We start from the raw sequence: 18305 nt of genomic DNA, 5'->3' as shown, positions 1-18305 counted from the left end.
GGAGATGTGTATAAGAGACAGTAAATACATTGGCAAATCCAAACATGTCTTTAATTTTCAATAAGAACTTATTAAAGAATAAATTGTTTGTCCGATGTGAATGGAATCATATTTTTAATTTTGACAACAGCATAAATTCAAATTATTCTTCACCAGATATTTCCGGAATCTATTCTGAAATTACTAAGTTTCAAGATATTCATCTTTCTTTCAATTATTTTTTTGGTAAATCAAAAAAAGAGGGCGATGTTGATTTTAATAAAAAAGTTGAAGGACGAAACATAAAAAATACAAACTTATAATTTTTAATTTATGAATTAAAAACCTTATATTGTACAGTAAGTAAGATTTACCCATATTACGCTTATTTATTATTATGAAGTTGGGTAGTATTTTTTACGACTTTGTTTTGAGCCTGCCAATGAAATTTGATACTAAGGTTGGTTCTGTAGGGATGCAATTAAGTGGTGGTCAGAAACAGCGTATACTAATTGCAAGAGCTATTTACAAAAATCCAGAATTTATTTTTTTTGATGAAGCCACTAGTTCTTTAGATGCAAACAATGAAAGAGAAATAATGGATAATTTGAATAAATTCTTTCATGGAAAAACTGTTGTTATTATTGCGCATAGGTTGAGTACTGTAAAAAATGCAGATAAAATTATTGTTTTAAATAACGGAAGAATTATAGAACAAGGCAATCATGAAAAATTAGTATATAATAAAAGCCATTATTTTCAATTAATAAAGAACCAGTTAGAATTAGGCAATTGAAATGAATAAATTTTAATTAATAATGCAATATGGATTGTTTAATTAATCTTTTTCCCAAAAAAGTACTCTATATTTTACTATTTTCAATTTGTTCAATACCAGCTTTGAGTCAGTTTTCTATTCATGGCAATATAAAAAATGCTGTTAATAAGCCTATCCTATTAGCTACGATTCTTGTTCAAAAAGATAGTGTATTAATAGGTGCGGGGGTATCAGACAGTTTAGGTAATTTCTCTGTTCCATCTTTACCTCAAGGTCGGTATTTGCTGGTTTGTAAAAGCCTTAACTACAATACTTTTATGCAAACTATTACACTTAATAGTGATGCCCAGTTGCAAATTACGCTTGTTGATTCTGTGCATACATTAAAAGATGTTTCTGTTAATGCTAAAAAACCACTTTTTGTAAAAAGGGGCGATCGTTTTGTTTTTACACCCAATAAATGGGTGGCAGCCGGTATCAATGGATTACAGTTAATGCGTTATGTACCATTGGTAATTTATAATGAAAATGATGACTTTTTTTAAATTATTAATAAAACTAATACTACTGTGTATATTAATAATAGAAAAAGCAATTTGCCAAGGCAAACAATCATTGCTATGTTAAAAGCGCTTCCTGCTGAAAATATTAAAAATATCGAAATAATTACCAATCCTGGAAGTGAATATAATGCTGATATTACAGGAGGAATCATCAATATAAATATTTCCCGAAATTTAAATGAAGGATGGATGGGCAATATTCAGTTAAACACGCAGCAAAGTGTTTATAATACTTCTCAATTAAATGGTTCTGTTAATTATAATAAACATAATCTGGCTTTACAGTTTATTCCGTATTTAAGTAGTAATTTTAATTATAATACCGGCTATAATCGTTTTACTTATGCAGACCATTCAAAGGATTCTACTACTGTTGATCACTACAGGCGTTACACTGTTGCTGGTGGTGGCTTAAATGCAGATTACTATATCAATAATAATAACACTTTAAGTTATAAAGGCTGGTATTCCACAGTGAATGGTAATACCATTGATAATAATCTCATTTATCATCTGCCTTCTAATCAGTCAGGTTTTAATAATCCACAACAAACTTATGTTAATGGAACAGATCATTATATATATAACTTTGGAAATATATATTTTCATCATCAGTTTGATTCTTTAAATCAAAAAAATATTGATGTTAATGTAGATTACAACAAATTTTATCAGGAACAAAATAGTGTAGGCAATTTTAATCAATTAGACCAGCAGGGGAATCTGGCAGGGAATATTGGTGTTTTATAACAATCATTTACCACAAGACTTTTTTAATTTATCTGAAAGGATTGATTATGGCAACCAACTATCTAACCATTTAAAGTGGATTTTGGGTATTCAGTTTAGCCAAACTCAAGTAGACAACAATTTGAAATATTATAATGGGAATTCTAATAATTTCACTTTAGATACTGCTCTTAGTAAACATTATGCCTATACAGAAAATTATGGTTCCGGCTATACCTCATTTGCTTATACTATTTCAGATAAATGGCAAATGAATATTGGTGGAAGGATAGAAACTACACAGTATAATACCCAAGAGAAGAACACCGGTATTTCAAAGGATTCTAACTATGTTAATTTTTTTCCCTCTTTCGGCCTAAGTTATGCTGTTAATGCAAAAAACAATTTTGGTTTTTCGTTTGCCAGAAAAATTATGCGCCCATCCATTGAATTGCTTTTTCCGGGGCGTACCTACTATAATCCCACTTTTTTTGCACAGAATAATCCATTTCTTCAACCCCAACTATATAATAATGCTGAGTTTACCTATGTTTATAATAATTTATTCAGTATTGTGGCCAGCTATTCACATATACAAAATGCATATAGTAATTTTATAGTACCGGTTGTTGAGAATAATCAAAATAAATTCAATAACACTTATTTGAATTATGGTTCCAGTAATACCTATTCAATTATATTTAGTTTATACAAGCCCATCATCAATGATATATGGCAAATGTACATCAACACTGCTTTTAATTATACCCATTACAAAGGCAATACAGACGTAGAAAATATTCAGTTAAACAATGCCAATGGTATGATAAATTGGGATAACTATGTGTATTTAACTAAAAAAAAGGACTGGATGGCTTTTGTAACCCTGCATTACAATTCACCCCAGCAGACTCTTGCTGCACATACTATTAATGGAATTTCTAATTTGGATATTATGATAAAGAAAACGTACAAAAATTTTTCATTTTATATTTATTTAGCTGATATCTATAATGGTTCTTCAAAAGTTTGGCAAAGTCTTTTTACAAATCCACTTTTTACTGCTAACAATTCTTTTAACAACACTTATAACAGAAGTATCAGTTTAAATTTCACTTATCAATTCGGTAATAGAAATTTAAAAACTATTAGTGAAAGGAACATTGCTAATCAGGATATTAAAAAGAGGACGGGAAATTAATATTTGTATAACTAAACTTATTGTCTTTATGGCTAAAAATATGTTCAACTTTCCTGATTGCCTGGTTTATTGTTTTTTTTCAATTAACTAATAATTCATTTTTATGAATGGGAAATGCGCATTGTGATTTTGTTATTGTTGGTTAATATTAAAATATTTAAGCAAATGGTTTAAGTAACAATTAGTAACTGATGGTTACATACCACCTAAAATCAACAATTATTGAAATTTATATAGCTAATCTTAATAGTTATTCCATTCTGCTATATGAAAATGGTTAAGCTTTCCCCCCAATAAATTTTAATTTTATATTACAATGGAATACCCGTGTTCATCAATCATACAATTTTGTTGAGGGATTAAAAAAATAGCGTAAAACTACGTACGTTTTTATAATTTGAAATGATTAGGTTTGTTATGTATTGTTGGATGTGCACAAATAATACCATTTACCGGTAAAAAACAGGGAATACTGTTTGTTACAAAGGCCATGCAATAGACAGGTATTACCCCATGCAGTAAAGCAAGTAAAAAATTCGATGAACATCCGACCCCATGAGTGTTAGGCAGGGGAGGGGAATTATTTATTTTTTTTAATATCATACATAAAATTATTTGCTTATGAAAAAAATACGTTGTTATGAATTCATTTATTCAAAATGGTTTATTTTGATTTTCATGTTGAATATACTCATGCTTACAAGTTGCAAAAAACACTTTAATACTTCAATACTAGCAGAAGGAAAGGATGGGATACAACCTTTTAACTTTAATTGGGAAACAGTTGATTGGATGCCTACTCCCGCTGTTGTAGGTCAAACCTTAATAAATCCACCATGGATTGGGCAGGGAAGTATAACTTCTATATATGGTATTGATGTAGCGAATGATTACAAGGCAAGTGATGGATGGGTTTTAGTGTATAATAGTTTTGACCCAAATTCTCCTGGTCCGTTGGAAGATCCTTACTTTATTTTGTATAATAGATATCGAGGATTAATGCGTATTTATTTTTTTGTAACTTCCCAAGTTTCTGCTAATTCCGATTATTTAGTTGATGGGCTTACAGCATCAACATCTGGAACTACAAGTCTATTAAACTTTTTGGGTAATGATATTGTCGATGTTTCTCAAAATCAATTATCATATTCACAAATAGAACCAGGTCCACCAGATGGCTCAGCTCCATTAGGAACCAGAAAGTGGTACATGCTACAATATGAATTGGCCTATGATCCCAATTTAGCGAACTCAAATTATAACAATATTCAATTGAGTTGGTACACCAATTATAATAGTATTTCTAAAATATCATTGGGTGGCCCATTGATAGGTAGTGTAAATGGTTCTGTTGGGTCTTCTACGTCTAATATTAGTTCATCCCTTTTAAATGGATTAAAAGTTGTTACAACAGCAGGTCTTTCTTTGGCAGGAAGTTCTGCCGTAAATAATGCCAGCGGCAATTTTTCTGCAGTAAACCCAATACTAAATCCAGATGGGACTCTGCAGGGGTTCTCACCTACCACAGTTAACAATAAATTAGGATTGTCAAATGCAACTTTCACAGCACTTCAGAGTGGACTAAATAGTGCATTTTCTGCTGCAACTGGCAATATTCCAGGTGCAGTTGCAGGATTATTAAGTGCAATAATAGGCGGAAACAGCAATGCACAAACAATAAGTTTAACACTCAATGCAAAGTTACAATTGGATGGTACTAGTACAAGTAAAGGTTCTTTTCCTGCAAGTCCCGCTTCTGTATATGTACCTGGGACAATCATAGATCCTATTACTGCACAAGGGTATATTCCGTTGTATACAAATAGTTTAGGTATTTTTAATTTATCTTCAAAACCCATTGTCAATATACATACTAATTCAATTAAAGTAAGCCAAAATGGTGGCATATATTATCAATATGATAATTTATATACAGTTAATACTTTTTCAATTAATTATTTATGGAATCCGTCAGTTATAAATTCTTCATCAACTGGTGCTGCAATTAAAAATTTAAAAACTGAAGTAGTATTAATTGACCCAGATTTGTCTGCAAATCCCGTCATTGGCGGAAATCTTGGAATCATAGGAGCTCATACAGTCATTACCGGACCATCTGTAGGTACAACTTATACAGTACCAAGAGTGCAACCACGTAATAATTATGTTGCTGTTCGAATAACATTTGACGTTATACCCAACAATGGTAGTACCCCAAAATCAACAATTATTAAAACCTTTTTAGCCAATTTTGTAAGCAATTAAATTCATAGTATATGAACAAATATCCAATTAAAATTTTACTCTTCTTGTTAATTATTACTGGTTTTTCTTTTGCCTCTTGTACTAAAGAAGTTTCTGCTCCCACACAAGGACAAATTACAGCGGCTAAGCTACAAAAAGTAATGGCAAAGGGGGATATTGTATTTGTATATAATGTAGATGGAACTTCTGCACAAGGGAGCCTCGTTAACATATCAACTGATGGTTACATTACGGTGGCCTATCAGGCTGTTTATGCTACCTACAACTTAAGTTTATTAAAGGAATATTATAATGTAGTGTTAAGCAATGGCAACAATTGGTTTTTATATTTTTAATTTTTCATCATAGCCCGAATATAGGTTTCAGGCTTCAAACAATATTCATGTTTCGTATTTGTTTGGTTATTATAATTTTATGTCCTTTTGTTTGTTTTTCTCAAACAAGGCGTGAAACCATATATCCAAGTACCAGTTATCGTGAAGAAAATAATACATTAATAACCGATTCCGGTTTTAAAATTTATGAAGGCTTAACACTACAAGTGGGCAGCGGTTCAGGTGTAAATGGTATTTATCAGCAGATTAGATTTAAAACACAACTCAATGCCAATTTATTGCTATTTCATGATGCAGAAATGAAAACCACTTATTTGAATCGGGTAAACCCTGAATTTGCCAGGCAGAATGATAAATTAAAAGAGCTATTACATTACGGAGATAGGTTGGTGGTAAAAAAAATAACCAAAAAAGGAAATAAAAAGTTTGGTTATTGGTATTATCTAATACTTAAAAGAACAAACGCACCACACACTAAATTGGTTTGTAATATAGAATTGGCTGTTAACTGTAAAGAAATATTTTTTCAATAGCATTTAAAAATATAACAGCATGCGGCAAATATATATTTTGCTATGCTTTTTTATTATAAAAAGCCTTAATGCACAATATAGTATAGGAGTATTTTCAGGTTATACTAATAATCATTTACAAACCAATATTTCTAATCGTTTGTTTACTGAAAATAAGAATGGCAATAGTTTTAGTACAGGTTTAATATTTAACTATGCATATAAAAATAAAATTCAATTACTAACTGAATTAGATGTATTGCAAAAAAATTATTCATTTGTTCGCAAAGGGATTTACGAAGGTATTTTTGCGAATTACAGAAATACGTATTTGCAATTGCCGGTTATTATTGAATACAAGTTACTACAAAAAAGTAAATGGGAATTATGGGCCGATGCCGGATTCTTTGTTTCTTATTGGGTTGATGGAAGCATAAAGGGTGTAATATCTAATGTGTTTGATAGTTACTATGCCGTAGATGCTACAGGTGTAGTGACAAATTATTTGCGTTTTTCCGATTATTATAAAAAATACACTTTTTCTCATTTAAATGATAATCGATTTGAGGTGGGACCATTAGTGGGTATAACATCAATGTATATACTTAATAACAGATATTCTTTTTTTGTCAATACAAGATTTTACTTATCTATCATTTCGCAACAAAAAAATTATTCTATTAGTCAGATTATGCAGTATAATCAAACCAGTGTAATTTCTGCAGGCTGTATGTTTAATTTTCATAAAAAAAATTGACAGTAATGCAAAATATTCTTTTGAAACATAAACTTATTAATGTTTTATTTTTTCTTTTTATTTTTTCTTCATGTAAAAAAGTTGCATTACCCATAAATAATGAAATCCCCAAAACATTTAGTGGTGTGTTTGAACAGTTTTGGAATAAAATGAATATGAATTATGTTTATTGGGATATTGATACAACAAATTGGAATAGGATGTATCTGAGATATAAGCCTGTATTTGCAAAGTTAGATTTGAATAACGCTGCCGATTTTAAAAAGAGTGTTTCTTTTTTTAAAGAGATGACAAAAACCATAATGGATGGGCATTATTATATTTCATTTATGCAAAATGCTATTATAGATTCATTTGTTTATCCTGCTTATGATAAGAAAAAGAATTTATACGATTTTCATAGCCCCTATGCTTTTTATAAAGTAGATACAGGTTATTTAGATGCAAATTATCAATTAGGTGTTGAGAATACTTATTCATACGGAGGGCAGCCTTTAACTGTTTTATACGGAACTATTCAGCATAATATTTTATTTTTTTCTTGTAATTATTTTTCATTGTCAAAAGCATATTATTCAACATCTGCAAATAAAATTCAACCCATTTTAAATTCTTTTTTCAACACTTTAAACAATTTACCTTCTAATCTAAAAGGATTAATTATTGATGTAAGAAGTAATTATGGGGGAGATTTAAGTGACTTAAATTTTTTAATTGGAAGATTCATTGACAAACCTTTGTTGTTTGGTTATACGCAATATAAAATTGGCAATGGAAAGTATGATTATAGTGCATGGCTGCCTGCTTATATAAATCCACCAAAAAACACGAAGCAGTTAAATATTCCTATTATTGTTTTAGCAGATAATGTTTCAGCTTCTTTAGCGGAAGCTACTGTAATGGCAGTTAAAGCATTTCCTAATTCTGTTTTTGTTGGCGAAACAACGTTTGGTGCAACAGGACCCATTGTTAGTGATAATAATTTATACAATGATGGTAGTTTTACTGTACCTGATTTCATGAGTGTACAAATATCTTCATCAAAGTTTAAATATATTGATGGTAAAATTTATGAGGGAAAAGGAATTGCTCCCGATTATTATGTTGCATTTAATCTTTCGGCTTTACAAAATGCTACTGACAAACAGTTAGAAAAAGCTATTGATTTATTGAAATAGTCTTTCGCAAAAGATATATTTCGTTACTGCATGTGCAGTAAAAAATTGTTTAACATTAAAATGATTCAATATGAACTTAAAATATCTTCCATTTTATTTGTTTTTGATAGCTACTCCATTGTTAATCATGGTTCTTTTTTCAAAAATGGGTTATATTCATCCTGCTGAATTTACAATTAGCCTGTTTACATATTCATTAATTTATCACCCAATTGTATCAGGTATTAGGCTTTATGTGTTAGGAGTAATATCTAAAAAAGACATAATAAAAAATTTGATACCATTTTGGAATTTTAAATTTTACAGGCAATTGTTTTCATGGTAGGTAATTAAAGGTATGTATAGGATTAGTGTTGAATTTTATTTAGTGTTCGTGTACAGTTATATCTTTTTGTATGGTGCAATAGGTAGATGAATGCAATAGAGTAGCTATAACTATCTCCAAAGTTGAAAACAATCCCCATCAAACAAGCCTTTATCGCTTAATTTAATATGGGGAATTACCAACAGGGCCATAAAACTAAGTGTCATAAAGGGTGCAGCAAGCGTACTGCCTAATTCATTTTTTACCATGGCATCTATTGCTGTATAAGCAGTTGCTACGGTATAGCCATCATCGGTACTCATAAGTCCGGCTACTGGTAACGGTAATACTTTTGTGTTGTTTCCGTTTACGGCACTGATTCCTCCCCTTTCCTGAATAACCGCATTAATGGCTTTTGCCAAATCGGCATCATTGGTGCCAACGGCTACAATATTGTGGCTGTCATGTGCTACGGTAGAGGCGATAGCCCCTTTTTGTAATCCAAAATTTTGGATGAAGGCTTTTGCTATGGGTGCAGGTTGGTAGCGGTTTATAACCACTATTTTCAGTACATCTTTTTCTATATCTGAAACCATGCATCCATGGCTTATTTTGGGGTATACCCAAATTTTTTCGGTAATTAATTGACCGTCTAATGCCTGTATTACGGGTATTGTATCCTGCTGTAAGGGGTACTCCGTTATTGGGATAGCCAGGTCATTTTCTGTTACAGGTATACAATTAAATTGATTGATGGGCGTAGCCGGAACTGAGGATAACAATGTACGGCCTTGATCTGCAACCAATTGGCCTTTAATATAGGTTTGCAGTACCTTAAAATCGGTAAGATTATTCACTACAATGCAATCAGCCGGATCGCCTACTCTTAATAAGCCAATATTTAACCGGTAATGTTGTACCGGGTTAACGCAGGCGGCTTTAAGTACCTTAAATACATCAATACCTTTTGCTACTGCCCGGGCACATAATTGGTTAATATGGCCAATGGCTAAGCTATCGGGATGTTTGTCGTCGCTGCAAAACATCATGTTATCATAATGAGTATGCATTAAATTAATCAATGCTTCAAAATTTTTGGCCGCGCTTCCTTCCCTGATTAATATTTTCATGCCATAGTTCAACTTGTTCAATGCTTCTTCTACCGTAAAACATTCATGGTCGGTACTAATGCCGGCAGCAATATATTGTTGCGCCTGTGTGCCCATTAATCCCGGTGCATGCCCATCTACCGGCTTTCCTGCTGCTTTGGCTGCTACAATTTTTTTTAACACTTCCGCATCGCCATGCAACACACCGGGAAAATTCATCATTTCGCTCAGGTATTTAATATCTTCTCTTTGCAGCAAGGCAGCTACGTCAGTACTATTGAGTGCAGCACCTGCAGTTTCAAAGGTGGTGGCAGGCACACAACTGGGTGCGCCAAAGTTGAAAGAAAAGTTAGTTTGTTGGCTATTCGCCAACATAAATTCAACGCCTTCAATACCACATACATTGGCTATTTCATGCGGATCGCTGATGGTGCCCACCGTACCATGAACAACTGCTAACCGTGCAAATTCACTGGGTACCAGCATACTGCTTTCTACATGCACATGGCTATCGATAAAGCCCGGAAAAATATATTGATCGGGTACGGATGTATGTTTTGGCAATGCTTCAATAGCAGCAATCCAGCCTGCATTTATATGTATTGTAGCGGGATAAATTTGTTGCTTCCAGACATCTACTAATTGTCCGCTGATAGTATATTGGTTTTGTTCCATTGTATTTATCATCTGGTTTTAAAAAATGTTGTGTAACTGCTCATACACAACATTGAGGTTGGTGTAATAGGTAAATTAAAAAAATATTATTCGTCCTTCAACAAATCGGGCCGTTTTGCTTTGGTAATAGCCAGTGCGGCTTCATAGCGCCAGGTTTCTACTTTTTTGGAATCGCCCTGCAATAAAATATCAGGTACCTTCCATCCATTAAAATCTGCCGGTCGGGTATATACCGGGGGCGCCAAAAGGTTATCCTGAAAAGAATCGAATAAGGCTGAAGTTTCATCATTTAAAACACCGGGTATTAAACGCCCAATGGCATCAACAATTACTGCTGCTGCCAGTTCTCCGCCACTAAGCACATAATCGCCAATAGAAATTTCTTTGGTTACAAAATGATCGCGAATGCGTTGGTCAATACCTTTGTAATGCCCACATATAAATAGTAAATTTTTTTGTAGCGATAAACGGTTAGCCATTGACTGGTTAAAAGTTTCTCCATCGGGTGTTAAATAAATAATTTCATCGTAAGTTGTGGTAGTTTGTAAGTGCGTAATGGCATTAAACAGTGGCTCACACATCATTACCATACCTGCTCCGCCGCCATACTGGTAGTCATCTACTTGTCCGTGTTTGTTGATGGCCCATTGGCGCAGGTTATGTGTATGCACCTGCAGCAGGCCTTTTCCCTGAGCCCGCTTCATAATACTATGATTCAACGGACTTTCTAATAATTCAGGTACAACAGAAATAATATCAATTATCATTTTGCAAAGATGCTATTCACTTTCCATAAAATTGTCTAAATCTCTTCTTTCTCTTTTGGTAGGGCGGCCAATTCTACTTAAACGTTTGCCTGTATGGAATGAAGGAGGCAGAAATGCCGGTTTTTCTAAATCTTCTACCGGTGTTATATCTATATAATGTTTTATAGCTTCGGCATAAGCTACCCGGTGATCTAATAATGCAGTAACTTTTATTATCCATTTACGGGTTTCGGTTTTAATTTCATATTCATCGCCAATAGTAACCGTTTTTGAGGGTTTAACATTATTGCCCAGATATTTTACTTTGCCTTTTTCGCAGGCTTCACTTGCCAGCGAACGGGTTTTAAAAATGCGTATACACCACAAGTATTTATCAATTCTTATTTTTTCTTTTACGGCATCCATACAACATTCATTTACTGTAAGTAATGATGAAGGTAATATTTTTGAAGGAAAATAAACCGGGTAGCATAACATAAAAAAGCGCAGCATTTCGGTGCTGCGCTTTTACACAAAGAAGGTTTAATGCATTAATGTTTTGCCTGATACAATTCTGTATAATATTGAAAGAAATAAGGAATGGTTTCAATGCCTTTATAAAAATTAGCCAAATCAAATTTTTCATTAGGGCTGTGTAGGTTGTCACTATCCAATCCAAATCCTAAAAACACAATTTTTTTATGTAATACTTTTTCAAACAAAGCGCAAATGGGTATGCTGCCACCGCCACGAACCGGAACAGGCTCTTTTCCCAGCGTTGTTAGCATTGCTTTTGCCGCAGCTAAGTACTCAATAGAATCGATGGGAGTTTGATAGGGTTCGCCGCCATGATGTTCCATAGCTTTTACGGTAATACTTGCTGGTGCTGAGCTTTCAAAATAGTGAATCAATGCGGCGGTTATTTTTTTGGATGATTGGTTAGGTACCAATCGTGCTGAAATTTTAGCATATGCTTTTGAAGGCAGTACTGTTTTTGCACCTTCACCGGTATAGCCACTCCAAATTCCATTTACTTCTAAGGTTGGCCGAATGCCGGTGCGTTCAATGGTAGAGTAACCTTTTTCGCCCCAAACATCAGTAATACCTAATTCTTTTTTATAAGTTTCCTCATTAAAAGGTGCTTTCGCCATTTCGGCTCTTTCTGCTTCGCTAATTTCCAATACATCATCATAAAACCCCGGAATAGTAATATGATTGTTTTCATCGTGGCAGGATGCAATCATTTTTGCCAGTATGGTAGCAGGGTTGGCAACGGCACCACCATATACACCGCTATGTAAATCGCGATTAGGGCCGGTAACTTCTACTTCAATATAACTTAGTCCGCGTACGCCCACATCAATAGATGGAGTGTCTAAAGCAATCATTGAAGTATCGCTGATGAGTATTACATCGCAAGTCAATAAATCCTGATGTGTTTCTACAAAAGTTGCCAGATTCGGGCTGCCCACTTCTTCTTCCCCTTCAATAATTAATTTCATGTTGCAGGGCATTGAATTGGTTTGCAGCATGGTTTCTAAAGCTTTTACATGCATATAAAATTGTCCTTTATCATCAGCAGAGCCTCTTGCATAAATTTTACCCTCTTTTATTATTGGTTCAAAAGGTGGACTATTCCAAAGGTTCAACGGATCTGCAGGTTGTACATCATAATGGCCGTATACCAAAACGGTAGGTTTTGTTGGGTCTATTATTTTTTCTGCATACACAATAGGGTGTCCGTTAGTATTGTAAATTGTAACTTTATCGGCACCTGCTTCTATCAATTTTTTTTCTGTTAATTTGGCGCAAGCCAGCATGTCAGGTTTGTGTTCGCTTCTGGCACTGATACTGGGTATTTTTAATAAATCAATCAACTCGTTCAGAAAGCGTTGTTGATTGCTTTCAATGTAATTTTTCCATGGTTCCATATGTGCATTTTTTGATTTTCTATGAACTTTGAATGAAATGGTAAAGGTAACAAGTTAACACCAAAACAATTTGTTAAGTGGTGGTGGGTGCATTGTGTTTTTGATTGGAGAGAATATTATCTAATGTCCAGGTTACTTTGTGTGTAAAAGCATGTTCTCTCACACTGCAATTGGTTTTAATACAAACAGGACAGCTAAAGGGCAGGCAACCATCTGTATGCACAAAGAGTTCAATATCATCTCCAAAAGTGCTAATCACCAATGCCTCCAGTTCGTCTACTTCAGCATGTGCTTCATGTAAATTCATGTACCAGGGCAGGGTTAAATGGCAATCCACATGTAAAGTGGCACCATATTTAATCACCCGCAGGTTGTGTAAATCAACCCAGTTGTTTCTTCTGTTTTGGTTCAGTGTGGTAACTAACTTTTTCAGCAGCTCCATATCTGCTTCATCCATAATGCCTGCTAATGATGCCCGTACAATTTTGTAGCCGTTTACCATAATTACGGCACTAATACCTAATGCCAGTAATTTATCTAACCAAAATAAGTTGGTTATTTTTATAATAAATAAACCAACAATAATAATGATGGTGGAATAAGTGTCTAATTGCAAGTGTTTACCACTGGCTTTTAAGGCTAATGAATTGTTTCTTTGCCCAATATGTAAACACAACCAGCCTGCGGCAAAATTTACAATGGCTGTAATGGCAACCAGTATAATGCCTTTATCTAATTCCTGTACCGGTTTTTGTACAAAGAAACTTTGTATGGTTTGAAAAATAATATAAATACCTGCAGTAATAATCAGTGAGCCTTCTACTGCAGCCGAAATAAATTCAGCTTTTCCATGGCCGTAAGGATGCTCTTTATCTTTGGGTTTTGCTGCAACATATAATGAGTACAAACCAATTAATCCTGCCAGCATATTTACTGTACTTTCTAAAGCATCGGTTAAAACGGCAATAGAATTAGTAAGGTAAAACGCAATTATTTTTGCAGCAAACAGTACTACACTTAAAAGTGTAATGAACAACTGCAAACGATAATTTTGTTTTTCTTTTTGCAACGTATGGGTTATTTATTTTTGGTAGTAGGCAATAAAGCAATACTGTGCTCAATTTTACAGTGCTTTTGCAACATGGCAGCTATACCGCAGTAGGCGTTGAGCGAAAGTTCGATGGCTTTTTTAAATTGTTCGGATGCTTCCGGTGCAATATCAGCTTTGTATAGTAAATGAATGCCGGTAAATACTTTTGGATGTGTGGTAGTTTGTTCGGCACTGGCCTCTATTTCAAAGGTGGTGAAGTGTACTTTCATTTTTTGTAAAATACCTACTACATCCATACCGCTGCAGGTATTTAAAGCACCCAATAACATTTTTTTTGGGCTCATGCCACTGTTTAAACTGCCATCTGCAGCATTGGTATCTAAACGAACGGTATGATTGTTTTCATCGCTGCTGTTAAAGGCCAGGTGGCTTACCCATTTGGTAGTAGTTTTCATGAACAGTATCTGTTTTTAATGATGATATAACAAAGTATGAAAGTTGGTTTACTGGATGATAGTAGTTTTGCAGGCAGTTATTCAATCCTTCACTTTCTATACTGTAACATTATACAGCACTCTGGTGCTTATTTTCGTATTCTGTTTTCTTTATATGAATAAATTTTCTTATTTCTTTGAATGTCCTGTAATAAAATTCCTGATTAAATAACTGCGAATCACGCATGGCTTTAAAAGTAAGAAAAAATCCAATGGGTATTAATACCAGCGTTGAAAGCCACATACCTGCCAGCGGACTCATTACATTACTCTTGGCAAACTTTTCGCCAAAGGTATTCAGTAAGTGAAACAATACAAAAAATACAATGGCAAATACTAATGGTGTTCCCAGTCCGCCTTTGCGAATAATAGAGCCAAGTGGTGCACCAATTAAAAACAAAACAATACAGGCTATGCTTAAAGTAAACTTTCTATGCCATTCAATTTCATGTTTCAATAAAGAATCCTGCCTTGTTTTATAATCGTCATAAATTAAAGAAACATTATTGGTAATGGTGCCTAACTGGCTCAAACTACGTTCTTCAATATAATGCCTTTCTGAATCGGGAATGAGTTGTTGAATAGAAGCAACCGATTTTAAAAAACCGGTATCGGTTTTAGGCCAGGTAGAATCCATGTATTTGGCAAATGATAAATAGGGATTAATTTCTATTTTAGAACGTTTTAAATAATAGGCCTGTAAATTTTCCAAAGAATCGATGGTGGTATTTAACTGGCGAACACTCAGCATTTTAGGATCGTAAATAAAAGCACTGTCTTTGGTACGATTCATTTGAAAAGTGCTTAAATCAAACAATTTGGTATAGGTGTTAAAATGGGTTCTGGTAAAATCGGTTTGAATGGTTTGGCGGGGCCCTTTTTCTTCATAGCTGTAACCATCTTTCAATTTAAATTCTAAAAATTTTTTATCAGGGGTTACCTTCATTACACCGCTTTCGGCGGTAATTAAATTATCCTGCAGGCCATAGGTTTTTTTAAAAATAACAATTTTTTTGATGGTGCTGTCATCGCTTTCTTTCTTACCCAGTTTAATCACGTTCCCTTCAATTTTATTATAAAAAACGCCTTCTTTAATATCAAAAGCAGGTTTGGCCACAATAATATCATATTGAAGCGATGCTAATTTTAATTGTGCAACGGGAATAATATTATTGGCAAAAAGAAAAGCAATACCACTAATAATGATGGTTACAATTAATAAAGGGCGCATAAACCGCAATAAAGGAATGCCGGCGGCTTTAATGGCCACAATTTCGAACGATTCGCCCATGTTCCCAAAAGTCATGATGGAAGAAAGCAGCAGTGCCAGCGGTAAAGCCAGTGGCACCCAGGTAATGGCAACCAGTCCGGTTAAGTAAGCCAATGTGCCAAAGTCAATTCCTTTTCCAACCAAATCATCAATATACAACCAAAAAAACTGCATTACCAGCACAAATAATGCAATTAAAAAAGTGGCCAGAAAGGGGCCAATAAATGCACGTACTACTAAAATGTCTAATTTTTTTATCACAAATTCCTTTCTTACTATTGTTGCGTAATGGCAAATGTAAAACTTTCGGCCGCAGAATTAGAACTGGTTACCAACATACCGTTTATTTTAACAAAGAACCGCATTATTGCTGCTGCCAATGCGGTATTGGGTCAGGCATGCAGTCACTATCTAATTTTATTGCAACAGGCGAAAGATATTCCCGCTGCGGTAAAACAAATTTCGCCTAAGATATACAATGGCGAAAATTATCAGGGATTGCCCTGGGTAATGCTCGATTATCCGCGTTATTTTACCCGGGAAGCTGAGTTAGCCATTCGCAGTTATTTTTGGTGGGGTCACTATTTTAGCATTACGCTGCAAATAAGTGGATTATTTATTGAAATGTTTGCGGCTAAATTACAACAATTAGCTGTAGTGCAAACCGATTGGTTGCTATTGACAGCCGAAGACAAATGGCAACATGTAATTGATAACAGCAATACTACACCGTTAGCTAATATTACATGTAGCGCTTTAATGGAGAAGCCATTTATAAAAGTAGTTAAAAAAATACCTCTTCAGCAGTGGGCAGAAGCCCCCGCTTTTTTTCAGGATTCTTTCGAAGCGTTGATGAAAAATGTGTTCAATTAGCTGCCTAAGCGGTGAAATAACTCTTTAATCTGGTATTCCCAAAGGCGGCTTTGGTCTTTAATTTCATTCTTCTCAGCAAAATCTTTTACCACTAAAATGGTTTGGTTCGAAATTTCTGTTTTTTCAATCCTGAATTCAAAATATTCATTTTTCTCGCTATGCAGCCAGTGAAAGCGGATAAACTTATCCTGCTCTTTTTCCATAATTTTGGCTTTATCGGGTGTGCCGCCGTTCCAGCTAAAACTATATACGCCATCCCATTCATCCACTTTGTCTGCAAACCATTCCTGCAAACCGGCTGGGGTACTTAAAAACTCATATAAAATACCTGGCGAGCATCTTACGGGGAATTCAATTGTAAATAACTGTTTTTTGCTCATTTCAAATGCTTTACTAACTACTTTGTGGGCTGCAATAATATTAAATTATACATACCCTCCAAATGTTTTTTTTAAAACAGTAAGTTTATTGGATTTATATTCCGGTTTAAACCTACTGAAATAGGGCTTTTAGCGGTTTAAATTCTTCATAATATATTTTTTGGGAGATATGCTTTAAATAAATTAAATTGCTATTTGAAAAATTTATCCGCTCCTCCACCAAAACCAACTTCTTCTATCTAACACAAAACAACCACTGCTATGAGTATGCGTCAACTCAAAATTGCTAAATCCATCACCAATCGGGAGAGCCAGAGTTTAGAGAAGTACTTGCAGGAAATTGGGAAGGTAGAATTAATTTCACCCGAAGAAGAGGTGAAATTAGCTATTCGAATCAAAAACCACGATCAGGCTGCTTTAGAAAAATTAGTCAAAGCCAACCTGCGTTTTGTTGTATCGGTAGCCAAGCAATATCAAAATCAGGGGCTAACACTACCCGATTTAATTAATGAAGGGAACCTTGGTTTAATGAAAGCCGCCCTTCGTTTTGATGAAACCCGTGGATTCAAATTTATTTCGTATGCCGTTTGGTGGATACGCCAAAGCATTCTACAGGCATTGGCCGAACAAAGCCGTATTGTGCGTTTACCTTTAAATAAAGTTGGCCTTACCAACCGCATTGGGCGTGCCATTCAACAACTAGAACAGGAAAATGAAAGAGAGCCTACCCTTGAAGAGTTGGCAGAATTATTAGAAACCGACCTTTCTGAAATTAATGCCGCTATGCAGGTAAATGCCCGCCACATTAGTGTAGATACCCCTTTGGGCGATGGAGAAGATAATACCCTGCTCGATATTATGTACAACCCAAATGCTGAAAGAACCGATATGGCGGTTGAGCATTATGAATCATTAAAAAAAGAAGTAGAGCGCAGCCTTAAAACGTTAACCGAAAGGCAGAAAGAAGTAGTCTGTTATTTTTTTGGAATAGGTACGGAAGAGTCGTTGAGCCTGGAGGATATTGGTGCCCGTTTTAATTTAACCCGTGAAAGAGTGCGGCAAATTAAAGATAAAGCCATTAATAAGTTAAGAAGTACCAGCCGCTGCAAGCATTTAAAGGTTTATCTGGGTTAAAAACACAGTTGCCATTATATTTGCAGCATCAAATTAAAAAG

At 34.4% G+C, this 18305-nt stretch carries 19 protein-coding genes; 11 read left to right on the top strand and 8 right to left on the bottom strand.

The features are described from left to right. Window positions 1-382 precede the first annotated feature (382 nt). The 9 genes from JK139_RS13210 (at window position 383) to JK139_RS13170 (ending at window position 8297) form a co-directional block, all read left to right on the top strand. The gene (locus tag JK139_RS13210; RefSeq protein ID WP_228733233.1) at window positions 383-775 is read left to right on the top strand and encodes an ATP-binding cassette domain-containing protein; all 393 of its coding nucleotides are present in this window, start codon (window positions 383-385) and stop codon (window positions 773-775) included. 29 nt (window positions 776-804) lie between these two features. Then, window positions 805-1302, top strand: a complete 498-nt coding sequence (locus tag JK139_RS13205) for a carboxypeptidase-like regulatory domain-containing protein (RefSeq protein ID WP_218331503.1) — start codon at window positions 805-807, stop codon at window positions 1300-1302. Window positions 1303-1377: 75 nt separating this feature from the next. Then, complete coding sequence (locus JK139_RS13200) at window positions 1378-2070, top strand: hypothetical protein (protein ID WP_218331501.1); 693 nt, start codon at window positions 1378-1380, stop codon at window positions 2068-2070. After that, the gene (locus JK139_RS13195) at window positions 2060-3250 is read left to right on the top strand and encodes an outer membrane beta-barrel family protein (RefSeq protein ID WP_317196308.1); all 1191 of its coding nucleotides are present in this window, start codon (window positions 2060-2062) and stop codon (window positions 3248-3250) included. Before JK139_RS13200 ends, JK139_RS13195 begins: the two co-directional genes overlap by 11 nt. A 621-nt stretch (window positions 3251-3871) precedes the next feature. After that, window positions 3872-5515, top strand: coding sequence for a hypothetical protein (locus tag JK139_RS13190; RefSeq protein WP_218331490.1), 1644 nt, complete (start codon window positions 3872-3874; stop codon window positions 5513-5515). 11 nt (window positions 5516-5526) lie between these two features. Then, window positions 5527-5850: a hypothetical protein gene (locus JK139_RS13185; protein WP_074417444.1), complete on the top strand. Its 324-nt coding sequence runs from the start codon at window positions 5527-5529 to the stop codon at window positions 5848-5850. A gap of 47 nt (window positions 5851-5897) precedes the next feature. Further along, complete coding sequence (locus JK139_RS13180; protein ID WP_218331488.1) at window positions 5898-6383, top strand: hypothetical protein; 486 nt, start codon at window positions 5898-5900, stop codon at window positions 6381-6383. A 19-nt stretch (window positions 6384-6402) separates the two neighbouring features. After that, window positions 6403-7119: an outer membrane beta-barrel protein gene (locus tag JK139_RS13175; protein ID WP_074417442.1), complete on the top strand. Its 717-nt coding sequence runs from the start codon at window positions 6403-6405 to the stop codon at window positions 7117-7119. Between the two features lie 155 nt (window positions 7120-7274). Continuing rightward, window positions 7275-8297, top strand: a complete 1023-nt coding sequence (locus tag JK139_RS13170; protein ID WP_218331486.1) for a S41 family peptidase — start codon at window positions 7275-7277, stop codon at window positions 8295-8297. A gap of 435 nt (window positions 8298-8732) precedes the next feature. On the opposite strand, the gene ade is transcribed toward JK139_RS13170, so the two are convergent. The 7 genes from ade to JK139_RS13135 all read right to left on the bottom strand — a co-directional run bounded on the left by ade (window position 8733) and on the right by JK139_RS13135 (window position 16138). After that, window positions 8733-10385, bottom strand: coding sequence for an adenine deaminase (gene ade / locus JK139_RS13165; RefSeq protein WP_228733232.1), 1653 nt, complete (start codon window positions 10383-10385; stop codon window positions 8733-8735). Between the two features lie 86 nt (window positions 10386-10471). Next, window positions 10472-11152 carry a tRNA (guanosine(37)-N1)-methyltransferase TrmD gene (trmD, locus tag JK139_RS13160; protein ID WP_218331476.1) on the bottom strand — a complete coding sequence of 227 codons (681 nt, stop codon included), beginning with the start codon at window positions 11150-11152 and terminating at the stop codon, window positions 10472-10474. Window positions 11153-11164: 12 nt separating this feature from the next. Further along, window positions 11165-11557, bottom strand: a complete 393-nt coding sequence (locus JK139_RS13155; RefSeq protein ID WP_074417467.1) for an RNA-binding S4 domain-containing protein — start codon at window positions 11555-11557, stop codon at window positions 11165-11167. A gap of 125 nt (window positions 11558-11682) precedes the next feature. After that, window positions 11683-13062, bottom strand: a complete 1380-nt coding sequence (locus JK139_RS13150) for a dipeptidase (protein WP_218331475.1) — start codon at window positions 13060-13062, stop codon at window positions 11683-11685. 73 nt (window positions 13063-13135) lie between these two features. Further along, a complete protein-coding gene (locus tag JK139_RS13145) occupies window positions 13136-14131 on the bottom strand; it encodes a cation diffusion facilitator family transporter (RefSeq protein ID WP_074417436.1) in 996 nt (331 codons plus the stop codon). A gap of 8 nt (window positions 14132-14139) precedes the next feature. Further along, window positions 14140-14568 (bottom strand): OsmC family protein, encoded by a 429-nt coding sequence (locus JK139_RS13140; protein ID WP_218331474.1) that lies wholly within the window; start codon window positions 14566-14568, stop codon window positions 14140-14142. 109 nt (window positions 14569-14677) lie between these two features. After that, window positions 14678-16138: an LptF/LptG family permease gene (locus tag JK139_RS13135; protein ID WP_218331473.1), complete on the bottom strand. Its 1461-nt coding sequence runs from the start codon at window positions 16136-16138 to the stop codon at window positions 14678-14680. Window positions 16139-16165: 27 nt separating this feature from the next. On the opposite strand from JK139_RS13135, the gene JK139_RS13130 reads away from it, so the two are divergent. Beyond that, complete coding sequence (locus JK139_RS13130; RefSeq protein ID WP_218331472.1) at window positions 16166-16750, top strand: hypothetical protein; 585 nt, start codon at window positions 16166-16168, stop codon at window positions 16748-16750. On the opposite strand, the gene JK139_RS13125 is transcribed toward JK139_RS13130, so the two are convergent. After that, complete coding sequence (locus tag JK139_RS13125) at window positions 16747-17130, bottom strand: START-like domain-containing protein (protein ID WP_074417433.1); 384 nt, start codon at window positions 17128-17130, stop codon at window positions 16747-16749. The genes JK139_RS13130 and JK139_RS13125 overlap by 4 nt on opposite strands. 267 nt (window positions 17131-17397) lie before the next feature. Between JK139_RS13125 and JK139_RS13120 the strand changes: the two genes are divergently transcribed. After that, window positions 17398-18264, top strand: a complete 867-nt coding sequence (locus tag JK139_RS13120) for a sigma-70 family RNA polymerase sigma factor (RefSeq protein WP_074417465.1) — start codon at window positions 17398-17400, stop codon at window positions 18262-18264. The last annotated feature ends 41 nt before the right edge of the window (window positions 18265-18305 follow it).

The sequence above is a fragment of the Hydrotalea lipotrueae genome (assembly GCF_019249625.1).
Classification (GTDB): Bacteria; Bacteroidota; Bacteroidia; order Chitinophagales; family Chitinophagaceae; genus Hydrotalea; species Hydrotalea flava.
The sequence above is the reverse complement of the archived record's forward strand: the minus strand, read 5'-3'. Positions and strand labels throughout refer to the sequence as shown.